Source organism: Microcoleus sp. B3-A4, assembly GCF_036705385.1.
Lineage (GTDB): Bacteria > Cyanobacteriota > Cyanobacteriia > Cyanobacteriales > Microcoleaceae > Microcoleus.
Genome location: NZ_JAUBUI010000129.1, coordinates 1 through 10897, shown reverse-complemented (window position 1 = coordinate 10897; position 10897 = coordinate 1). Strand labels below are relative to the sequence as shown.

The following is a 10897-nucleotide window of genomic DNA, read 5'->3' as shown; positions in this document are numbered from 1 at the left end:
TATCCATTTTTTATTGTCACAATCAAGTATTGCATATAATTGTATCATAGTATTGATAATGATTTAGGATTGCTATATAACCTGAGCTGTTTTTTTTTGCAAGTTTGAAATCGAGGGATTCTTGCTAGTATTAACGATGGTGGCATTTGATTGCAGGAGCGATCGTCCTTTTAACCAGCGGTAACTGTAATTTTTATAACATTTTTCCCGGAATTGAGGATTTAATTTTATCCAAACGTTAAACTAACGTTAAACAGTTTTCTCAGATTTATATGAGGTAAATATGCTCGACAACCTCGATTTAGATATGTCCCTCGATAAAGAAACCTACGAGGCCAAGATAGAAGTTTTAATGAAACAGTTGCGATCGCTCCAACTGGCCTGCAGGGAAAAAAAATTGCCCGCAATTATCGTCCTCGAAGGTTGGGCCGCCGCCGGCAAAGGCGCGCTAGTCAAACAAATGGTGGGGTACATGGACCCGCGGGGGTTTGCCGTCCATCCGATTTGGCCGCCGTCAGATGCAGAAATGGGCTATCCTTTCCTATGGCGGTTTTGGCAGAAACTCCCCGCCCGCGGCAAAATAGGCTTTTTTTATCACAGTTGGTACACTCACATTTTAGAAGACCGATTGTTCGATCGAGTCTCCGAGGCAGAAGTACCGACAGCCATCAGGCAAATCAACGCCTTCGAGCGGCAGATGGTAGATGACGGCGCCGCAATTGCCAAATTTTGGATTCACCTGAGCAAAAAAGAACTCAAGCACCGGCTCAAAAAACTAGAAGACGACACCTTACAAGCTTGGCGAGTGCGGCCCGAAGATTGGAAACAAGCCAAAAAATACGAAGAATACACAACTTTTGCCGAAGAAATGGTAGCCCAAACCGGCACGGGCCCCGCACCTTGGACGCTAGTAGAAGGCGATTGTCAACGGTGGGCGAGAGTCAAAGTTTTAACCCAAATGGCAGCGACAATTACAGAAGCATTGGACAGACTGCCGACGCAATCTGCACCCGTGAAATTGCCACCTCAAGAAAGCTTGCAACCTACCGAACCCGACTTGCTGGCCCAAGTAGATTTAACTCAATCGCTGTCGCCCGAGGAATACAAACAGCAACTTCGCGAGGAACAAACCCGTTTTGGCAAACTGCAACAAAGCATCTACGAACAGGAAATCCCCGTGTTAGTGCTGTTTGAAGGTTGGGACGCCGCAGGTAAAGGAGGAGCAATCAAGCGCTTGACGGACATATTAGACCCCCGCAGTTACATCGTTAATGCCTTTGGGGCGCCCACAGACGAAGAAAAAGCGCACCACTACCTGTGGCGGTTCTGGCGGCGGCTGCCAACGGCTGGTAAAATCAGCATTTGCGATCGTAGTTGGTATGGTAGAGTGCTGGTCGAGCGAGTCGAAGGATTTGCCGGCGAACCCGAATGGCGCCGAGCTTATCAGGAAATCAACGAATTTGAGGAGCAACTCACCAGTTTCGGTTGTGTCTTAGTTAAATTCTGGCTGCACATCAGTCCTGACGAACAGCTAAAGCGGTTTACAGAGCGGCAAAACAATCCATTTAAACAATACAAACTCACCGAGGAAGATTGGCGGAATCGGGAAAAGTGGAATTATTATGAAGTAGCGGTGAATCAAATGATTCAGCGCACCAGCACGCCGCTAGCTCCCTGGACGCTAATTGCGGCCAATAACAAGTATTATGCTCGTGTTAAAGTAATTCAAACGGTAACGCAGGCAATTCGGAATCAACTGAAGCGCCGATAAATTGGGATTGGTGAATCGGTAACAGGTAATGGGGAAAAAACTAGACAGAAGAAAGCAGGCTTCAATAGTCAATTCTACCTGCCTGTGCTCGATCCATTACCAATTACCAATAAACTATTACCAGTTATCAATTACCAATTAACTGTCAGCAATCTGTGACTGGAAGTAGCGGGCTTGCACCCTGCAACCAATAGTTGATAGCTGACCGGAATCGAGCATCAGGATAAGTGCGATCGGACTGCGTGATTGGCGAAAGTTAAAAACCTACCGATACCAGTATTTCCTCCCGCAGCTAAAGTCGCGCTCGTTTCCACACTTCCGTACTAATTTATGAAGACACAGAATATTGCAAGATGCCAGAACTGTTAGCTCGCATTCTATTTCTATTCCTCCTGTTCTCACTGATCAAATCGTGGTGGGATCAATCAGGAGGCAAAGACAATCCATTAATAGATCGGCTGCGCGTTTTGCTGCTGATCAGCCTTTTGATCCTGGCTTTTTTTGCACCAGACACCCCGGTCGGAGCAGCGATTTTCGGCCTCGTGGCCTTCTTCTTTAAGCCACTGGGTTTTTCAATCTCGCTGCTGGTAATTGCATCGGCGATGATTACGAGTGGGGGTATTCGCAACCCGGCGCCGAGAATGATCCTGGCCGCGCTGCTAGTTTTGATCCTTTCGAGTATGCCAGTTGTCGCTTACTGGTTCGCTGAGCAAGCAGAACGGGACGCCGCCGCAGCCGTCCGCACAGTTTGCTGCGATGAAACCGCAGCGGCGATCGTCCTACTGGGCAAGGGAACCACTCAGCCTCATATCCCCAACCGAGTAGCGATTCAACTAACAGATACAGGCAATCGCCTGCCCTATGCTGCCGTTTTGTACAGAAAACAACTCGCACCGATGGTCATCGTTACCGCTGGCCCCAGACCAGAGTTGGAGGGTTATGTTGGCGAAGCTAAGGATATCGAGACTTTGCTGGCAAACAACATGGGCGTGCCGCGCAGCAGTATCGTTCTCGACGATAACGGCAGCAACATACGCACCAGCGCTGAAGAGGTGAGAAAGATACTCGACAGCCGTGGCGCCCCGCGCAAAGTCATCCTGGTAACATCTGCGATTCAGATGCGGCGTGCTAGCCTCGCTTTTGCAAATATGGGAATCCAGGTGATTCCTAGGGCTACCGACTTCTACACTTTTCAACCCACCTCAGGAGGGAGATCCAGTAGACTCCGCTTAGACGCGGGAGATTTTTTGCCTAGTGCAGAAGCTTTGGTAACTACGACGCGAGTATTCGATGAATATTTCGGGTCTTTCTATTACTATTTGCGCGGCTGGCAGGCTCCCAGAGCCTAAATTGGCAAGTTGCTGGTGTTTTTCTTAGGCAACAGCGACTGCTCCCCAGATTGGTTTAACATCTGATGAGAATGAGACCTTTGTGGGGAGCTGTATTTTTTTCTCATTCCGGCGGGGTCGCCGACAATCAAGTTTGCCATGACTGCAAACAATACCCAAAAGATAACTGGCTCCCACTCGGATTTTTTGGGCTTTGCTTCAGGGGTTTTGACAGATTCAACGTTGACTTTGATGTCTAGTTTGCCTTCAATTTCTTTGCCTTTGAGAACTCCGTCGTTGCACACACCCTTAAAAATCATGGGAGCGGGTTTTGGTGCTTCTGCTTTAGCTTCTGCCATTTTTTTATCCTGGTTTTGGTAGATTCGGTTGGATAGTACATTCTTAAAGGTTCGGGGGTTTTCCGGACAGGATTGCACGAACTCTGAAAGAATTAAGTTAAATATGCACCCCGCCCCTTGCTGGGGCTTAAACCTAAGAATCTGAAGGCTTTTCAAGCTCGTGCTTGTTTGTTTTGGCTAGCAGCGTTGCCTTGAAGCTGCTACTTATCTATCGGGGTGAAGGGGAGATTTTTATGCAAAGTACAGGTTTTTTATGAAAAATTTATTTGCTCCCGGCAGGCCGAAACGTCAATAGCCTGAAGTTCGAGCTTGGTTTATCTCCCCGAAGAAACCCAGTTTCTTCCCGCAGCGGGCCCAAGTGACGCAATTCGGTTAATAAACGGGGTTTCTGGCTCACTATTGCGCCAGGAATGCCAATCTAAAATTTAAAATGATCGAAATAATCGAGAGTGAAAATCTCCACCAGCCAACTATCTTCCTTGCAACCGGAACAACTGGCAGCTTGGGCAAAAGAGGCAATTGATCGCAGTAAATCCGGTCAAATCCCTGCGTACATACCTCTCCTAGCGCAAGCCGATCGACAAGGGTTTGCTGTGCAAATTCGGGCAATTGACGGTCAATTTTTGAGCTGGGGTAGCATTGCTCAAACATTCCCGCTGATGAGTGTAGTCAAGCCCTTTGTGCTGCTTTATTTGCTGTGCGAATTGGGCGAAAAAACGGTTTTTGACTGCGTGGGCTGCGATCCTTCGGAACTGCCTTTCAATTCCCTAACTCAACTCGAAATAGACCAAGGGAAGCCGAGAAATCCGATGATTAATAGCGGGGCGATCGCCCTAGCGTCTTTGATTCCCGGTCAAAATGCTGTGGCGCGCTGTCAAAACTTGCGAACTTGGCTGAATCAAAAGGCAAACAGTCAGTTATTTGTTGATGAGTTAATGCTCGATTCAGTGAAGACAAATCCGAATCAAAATAATTGGAATATCGCCTTGAAAATGGTAGAATCTGGTTATCTTGACAACGCGAAAATTGCTTTAGAAACCTACAATCGCCTCTGCTGTTTGTCGGGAACTGTGGAGGATTTAGCTAAGCTGGGGATGGTTTTGGTAAATAGTGGCGATCGACAAATCGGGGAAAACTGCCGTACTGTCAAAGCACTGATGGCAACTTGCGGTTTGTATGAAGCATCCGCCCGCTTTGCGCTGCGGGTGGGACTGCCGGCTAAGTCGGGAGTTAGCGGGGCTTTGCTGTCGGTAATTCCGGGTCAAGGTGCGATCGGCTTTTACAGTCCGCCCCTAGATAAAGAGGGAAACTCTGTCGGTGGCTTATTTCTGTTAGAACAAATAGCTAAAACTCTGCGGCTGAGCGTGTTTGATTAGATTAGGAATTACGCACGGGTGGTCAGGGTTTCGACTTCGCTCAACCACCGGGGTTTTTTGCGAGAATATTTCGTGAATCCTGGCATAAACTGCCAAAAACCCGGTTTCTTGGGTTTTGATACCTAAGTCCTGAACCAATGCCCAATGCCCAATGCCCATGACTAATGCTTTTCACCCAAAATAGCATAAACCACAGTCTCTTCTTTTTTACCGCGCAATTGAATCGACCCTACTTTTTGACCTTCGTAGCGATCGCGCACGTAAGCAAAAGTCCTCCCCGTCACCAACAAATTAAAAGGACTGTCAGAAACAATTTCCTTATTCATCGCCTCCAATCTAGCAGCAACGTTGACAGCATCGCCGATCACAGAATAATTTAAACGCCGGGAACCGCCCACGCTACCAGCAACTAACTGTCCGGTATGCAAACCGATGCCAAACTTAATTAAAGGTTTGCGTTCAATTCTAAGCTGCTGGTTAAGTTGGTGCAGCCGTTCGTGCATCGCAATGCAAGCCGCAACTGCATTCAAAGCATCTTGTTGGATTTGTCGATATTCGGTATGGCAAAAAGGCACCCCAAAAACTGCCATAATTGCATCACCGATGTATTTATCTACAACGCCGCCGTGATCCATAATACAGTTGGTCATCGCTTCCAAATAATTGTTCAGCCATGTAAGTAAATCTCGCGGTCGCATTTTTTCTGAAATCGAAGTAAAACTACGAATATCCATAAACAGCACCGTTGCTGTAAGTTCTTGAGGTTCGAGTTCTCCCTGTTCAAATATCTCAGCTTTGCGTTCCCAAATAAGCTGAGCAGTCTCCGGAGCGACGTGCTTTTCAAATAACCTCATCAACTGCTGCTTTTCGTATTGTTCCCGCAGTTGCAAAGCAGTGCTAGATAAAATGAGGGTGCCAATAGGTGCAGCAATCGGAACCCACCAAAAAAAGAAGCCAAATAACAAAGCAGCAGCCGCAATCCAAATTATAGGCAAACCGAGAGCGATCGCAATTCTCTCTTTAACACCCCGCTTGCCCAGAACCAAAGCGGTAAGAGGGCCAATCCCCAACAATAACAAAATTTCTAGGAGTACCGGCAGCCGCTGCAACAAGCGTTGATTGAGCAAATTGTCAATCAACGCTGCATATAAAAAAACCCCAGCCGTAGTCTTGTTGAGAGGTGAAGATATCGGGTCTAAACCGGTAGCAACTATGCCCACTAAAACTAACTTATTGGTCAGAGCCTCTGCGGGAATTTTACCTTCTACGACATCAACAAAAGCATAGGTAGGTAGATTTTCTGTTTTTCCTGGCCAGTTAATCCAGACTTTTTTTTCCTGTTTATTTTTTGACTTTGGGAGCAATACTGGATCTTGGGGATTAGCAGCATTGTACCTGTGAGTCATTGCTAAACCGAAATTAGGAATCCCGTTGAGAAAGATTTTTGAGTCGCGGGTAATACCGTCGCTATCGGGTTCCTGGCCGATGTGGCCGACACCTGCGGCTGCTGCTTTTAAAGATGCTACGGGTTCTTCTTTGGTGGTTCCAGCGAGTACAACTTTGCCGTTGGTGGCGATTGCAGCGGCTAAAATATTATCTTTCGGACTCGGATCGAGGAAAAGAATGTCAAAACCAACTGCTGTAGGGGGAGATTTTTTCAGTGCTTCTAGCAGTTCGGCATAGCGGTTGCGGGGCCAAGGAAATTGGCCGTATTCCTGCAAGGAATGCGGTTCGATCGCAATTACCGCAATTCTCTCATCCCATCCGGGATTTGGTAATATACCCGATTCTCGAATTTGAAATAGCGTTTTGTATCCCAAATATTCAAGGGGTTTCCATATTCCCACTTGCAGCATGGCTACAGACATTATACCTGCTAGGGCGCCTGTCATCCAGGGAGGATTTGTAATTATATATTGCCGGAGGCCGATCAGTTGATTGTGTTTGAGATAATCAATCCATTCTTTGAACTTCATGCAATTAATTTGCCGCAATAATTGACATTCGAGTCCGAACTTCGAGAGGAGTGGGAGTCATGAAGTTTTACAATACCGTAAGGGCGAAGGGTTGGCGCAAAATTTCTTTATTTTGACTACCGAGAGTCACCGCGAAATGCTTCGCACTTACACAAAATAATCAACCCAGATAGGACTTAGGATCTAATTCACTTTCTCAGAGACTGCCCGCCTACATTACTCGCGACGATAGGTTGTTTAGCGAACTGCGAAGCTGTAATGCCTTTCTGTGACTGACGGGCCTCGCACTACGATTTTGAGGCGGCGACTTGGAGGTAAAATTCCTTGGATTTTGAAGTTGCCCTTTTGATCGATCTTAATCTCTTCGTTGTTGACATAAACTGTGTCGATCGGGTTAATTTGACCGCTGAGGCGATAGATATTGCCGCTGAGTCTCAACAAACTGCGGACTTTGAGTTGAGCTAGGCGAGGGCTCGCTGAGGGCGCCACGGGCGAGGTTTGAGGGAAAATTGTCGTGGAGTTGCCGCTGTTGACAATTACTTCTGAGTCGGTGTTGCCGGATACTACGACTTCACCTTCAATAGTTTCGACTGCGGTTTTGCCGCCGCCGACGCTGACGCCAAAGGAGGTGCCGCGGACTCCGGCAACGCCTTCAGGGGTTTCAACCCTGACTGGGGCCCTTTTGGCAGACCTTTTTTGTTGGGCAATTTGACTGGATTTGCCAAGTCCGCTGAAGGTATTGAGGGCGACTATTTGGTTTGGCGGGATAATTGTTGAGGTGTTGGCAGCAGGAGTTGTCGCAGCAGTTTTGCCCACGGACAACCTGACTCGCCCCCTGCTGACAAAAATGGCTGTGTCTTTTTCGCCACCTACACTGTTTGACAAACTGGATATTCTGACTGTGGTTTTTTCGGAAACTTCCACGACGCCGATGTTGTTGTCGATGCCTAAACGGGCTGTGGAATTGGGGCCGGTGATGATTTCGTCTCCGGGAGCGAGGAGCCGATCGCCCACGACCGCTGGCCGCCCTTTAAAGCTGACTGTACCGCGAATTTCTTCTATTTCGAGCGATCGCCCGACCGCTGTTCCCTGAGCCTTTATTGTCTCTGCTGGGGATGAATTCGCCGCCACTGTTGCCGGATTTTTGGGAGATTTTGAGCCTGTTGGCAATGTTGGCGATCGATCGACCGAGACAATTTTACTAGCGTTCGACGGCTGTTTGGGGGATGGAGAGAGCGGACTGGCGATCGTCCCACGACCAAGCGGCAGACAGGCGAACACAGCTAACGACAAACTTAGGAGCGGAATTTTGGTCGATCGCCAGCACGTAAAAATTTTATTCATTATTTCAATTTTGTGATGTTGAAGTTCCTTGACTTCATTTCCTCTATTAGACTCCCTAAATCCGGCAATCGTTCCACTTTTTATGCCGTAAGACCGCAGCAAAAATCCATTTTCTCAACCTTAAATTTTAGCATTAAATCTTCTTTTTATTGTCATATTTTAGTAAACTGTTACAACATGGCACTTTACTAAAATATGACCTTCGGAAAATTTTGCCCATCAGACTCAAAGTGCTTTGCAGCAGTAATTTCGCCGATCTCAACCTTAGAGAGCGCCGAGTTATATATAGCAAACATAAAATTAATTACAACTTCTGAATGCCTTTTGGCTTCTGCCGGAAGGATGACTAACTGGGGAGAAATCCTGTAGTTGTGGCAATTAATAAAAAGATTATTTTTCCGAAGCGATAAAAAATAATTATCTAAGTGGTGCCCCAGGCTCTGGGAGTGGAGCTTGCCGCTGTGGAACCTGATGAGGCAAACCCAAGGGAATGAGGGTACACGATCGACCAACTCTGACTAGAATAGCGTTTTTTAGGGAAAGTTGGTGGAAATTTCGATGGAAAATCATCGCGAGCGATCGCCTGCTGGTGTTGCTGTTCCGAAGTAGACGCCAAACTGTAAAATGGACGGTTGTATATAGGTTATATAGAGCAGGAGAACAATTTCAGTGGCAATAGAAGTAGGTCAGAGAGTGAAGGTGCGCCGTCTCAGAGATCGGATACCTGCAAATATAGTGGGCAAGATAAAGGCGAATCCAGTAGGCACTGTTGACGGATTCAGAATGGTTGACGGTAGCGGAGTAGGCGTGGTTGTCAAGTTTGACGGTTTTTCGACTTGGTTCTTTGAAGATGAGCTAGAACCCGTTTAACAGATGTAGAAGGAAGAAGGAAGAAGGAAGAAGGAAGAAGGAAGAGGAAAAATTTTCCCAATTCTTCGCCTCTCCCACTCTCCCACTATCCCACTATCCTCTTCCTCCACACTCTCCCCTCCCCCACTCTGGCTGAAGGTTGCGCTTAAATGTTAAAGAGTAAGCTTTGGGAGTGAGAACAGAAAATGGCTTTGATTTTGACATTTTTGGGCAAAGGCGGCACTGGCCGCAGTACGATCGCGATCGCAACAGCTAAAAAATACGCGGCTCAAGGCAAGCGAGTTCTGCTGCTTGGCCAAGATCCGGGCCCTGCATTGGGCATCCTGCTAGGAACTCCCCTGACTCTCAGCCCCCAGGAAATCGCCCCCAACCTCAAAGCAGTTCAGGTGCAAAGCGCGCCGCTGCTAGAACGCAGGTGGGACGAAGTTAAACAACTAGAAGCTCAATATGTCCGCACTCCGTTTTTCAAGCAGATTTACGGTCAAGAATTAGGGGTGTTGCCGGGAATGGACAGCGCGCTGGCGTTGAACGAACTTCGGGAATACGAGGACAGCAAACAATACGATGTGATCGTTTATGACGGCAATGGCGGCATGGATACGCTGCGGATGCTGGGAATGCCGGAAATTCTGAGTTGGTACATCCGCAGGTTCCGTCAAGCTTTGGTAGATTCGGATTTGGGGAAAGCGCTTTCACCTTTTATTCAACCGGTTGTCAGTACGGTGTTGACGGTGGATTTGTCGGGAGACAATGCTTTTCAATCTACTAAGCAAGTCGATAATCTTTTGGATAAGGGTAAGGAAGCGCTGGCAGATCCGAACCGCACGGCGGCTTTTTTGGTGACGACTGGGGATGCAAGCGCGATCGCAACTGCCCGCTATCTTTGGGGAAGTTCTCAACAAGTTGGTTTGACTGTGGGCGGTGTCATTGTTAATCAAGCATCGGTTACAGAAGCTATTACTGCGGATTTTGATCCTTTGACGGCTGTTTCGGTTCCGGCGCACAGTGACAATAATTGGCAGCCGCTAATTGATGCTTTGCCTGATTTTTCTCAGGCGGCAAAAGCTCCTCAACCCATTAACATCAACATTGCACAGCGTCAAGTTAGTTTGTTTTTGCCTGGGTTTGACAAGAAAGAAATTAAATTGATTCAATCCGGGCCGGAAGTGACGATCGAAGCGGGCGATCAGCGGCGCAATATTTTGCTGCCTCCGGCGCTAACTGGAAAATCTGTTACTGGTGCTAAGTTCCTGAATGGTTACTTGATTATTTCTTTTTAGGGTAAGGAAGAAGATCGTTTCTAGTAAGGACTAAAGTCCTTAGTTTCCGGAAAATTATGTGGGGTAGGGAGACGGCAATGCCGTATCCTCCGCGGCCAAAGTCAGGACACGGCAGTGCCGTTTCCCTACAATTAATCGAGGGTAGGGAGACGGCATTGCCGTGTCCTTCGTTGCTTATGTTACAATTTCCAACAACACATCACCAACCCCGCCAATGTTCCGACAAATTTGGCAAAGAATCATCAACCTGTGGCGGCAAATTCAGCGACATTTCCGCAAACGAGCACCCCCACCGCCAAAACCAACTCCGATCTGGAACTCGCTGGGCATTGCCCTAAGTGATTTGGGCCGCAACAGTGAGGCGATCGCAGCCTACGAGAAAGCCTTAGAAATTGACCCCAAATTCCACATGGCCTGGAACGGGCTGGGCAATGCCCTATATGATTTGGGCCACTACAGTGAGGCGATCGCAGCCTACGAGAAAGCCTTAGAAATTGACCCCAAATTCCACATAGCCTGGAACTCGCTGGGCATTGCCCTAAGTGATTTGGGCCGCAACAGTGAGGCGATCGCAGCCTACGAGAAAGCCTTAG

10 protein-coding genes are annotated in these 10897 nt (G+C 47.7%); 6 read left to right on the top strand and 4 right to left on the bottom strand.

What is annotated here, in order from left to right:
- Positions 1 to 283 precede the first annotated feature (283 nt).
- Positions 284 to 1771, top strand: coding sequence for a polyphosphate:AMP phosphotransferase (gene pap / locus QUB33_RS27720; protein ID WP_333357306.1), 1488 nt, complete (start codon positions 284 to 286; stop codon positions 1769 to 1771).
- A 353-nt stretch (positions 1772 to 2124) separates the two neighbouring features.
- The gene (locus QUB33_RS27715; RefSeq protein WP_333357303.1) at positions 2125 to 3120 is read left to right on the top strand and encodes a YdcF family protein; all 996 of its coding nucleotides are present in this window, start codon (positions 2125 to 2127) and stop codon (positions 3118 to 3120) included.
- Here the strand turns inward: QUB33_RS27715 and QUB33_RS27710 are convergent.
- Positions 3117 to 3458 (bottom strand): hypothetical protein, encoded by a 342-nt coding sequence (locus QUB33_RS27710; RefSeq protein ID WP_333357300.1) that lies wholly within the window; start codon positions 3456 to 3458, stop codon positions 3117 to 3119. The genes QUB33_RS27715 and QUB33_RS27710 overlap by 4 nt on opposite strands.
- A gap of 449 nt (positions 3459 to 3907) precedes the next feature.
- On the opposite strand from QUB33_RS27710, the gene glsA reads away from it, so the two are divergent.
- Complete coding sequence (glsA, locus tag QUB33_RS27705) at positions 3908 to 4834, top strand: glutaminase A (protein WP_333357297.1); 927 nt, start codon at positions 3908 to 3910, stop codon at positions 4832 to 4834.
- A 161-nt stretch (positions 4835 to 4995) separates the two neighbouring features.
- On the opposite strand, the gene QUB33_RS27700 is transcribed toward glsA, so the two are convergent.
- The 3 genes from QUB33_RS27700 to QUB33_RS27690 form a co-directional block, all read right to left on the bottom strand.
- Positions 4996 to 6810, bottom strand: coding sequence for an adenylate/guanylate cyclase domain-containing protein (locus QUB33_RS27700; RefSeq protein WP_333357294.1), 1815 nt, complete (start codon positions 6808 to 6810; stop codon positions 4996 to 4998).
- A gap of 237 nt (positions 6811 to 7047) precedes the next feature.
- On the bottom strand, positions 7048 to 8154 hold the full coding sequence (locus QUB33_RS27695) for a FecR domain-containing protein (RefSeq protein WP_333357291.1): 1107 nt from the start codon (positions 8152 to 8154) through the stop codon (positions 7048 to 7050).
- 421 nt (positions 8155 to 8575) lie between these two features.
- Positions 8576 to 8770 carry a hypothetical protein gene (locus QUB33_RS27690; RefSeq protein ID WP_333357288.1) on the bottom strand — a complete coding sequence of 65 codons (195 nt, stop codon included), beginning with the start codon at positions 8768 to 8770 and terminating at the stop codon, positions 8576 to 8578.
- A gap of 53 nt (positions 8771 to 8823) precedes the next feature.
- Here QUB33_RS27690 and petP point away from each other — a divergent pair, with 53 nt between their 5' ends.
- The 3 genes from petP to QUB33_RS27675 all read left to right on the top strand — a co-directional run.
- On the top strand, positions 8824 to 9024 hold the full coding sequence (gene petP, locus QUB33_RS27685) for a cytochrome b6f subunit PetP (RefSeq protein WP_333216834.1): 201 nt from the start codon (positions 8824 to 8826) through the stop codon (positions 9022 to 9024).
- A 185-nt stretch (positions 9025 to 9209) separates the two neighbouring features.
- Complete coding sequence (locus QUB33_RS27680; protein ID WP_333357285.1) at positions 9210 to 10304, top strand: Get3/ArsA fold putative tail anchor-mediating ATPase NosAFP; 1095 nt, start codon at positions 9210 to 9212, stop codon at positions 10302 to 10304.
- A gap of 214 nt (positions 10305 to 10518) precedes the next feature.
- Positions 10519 to 10897, top strand: a 379-nt coding sequence (locus QUB33_RS27675; protein WP_333357282.1) for a tetratricopeptide repeat protein, incomplete at its 3' end; no start/stop codon positions are given.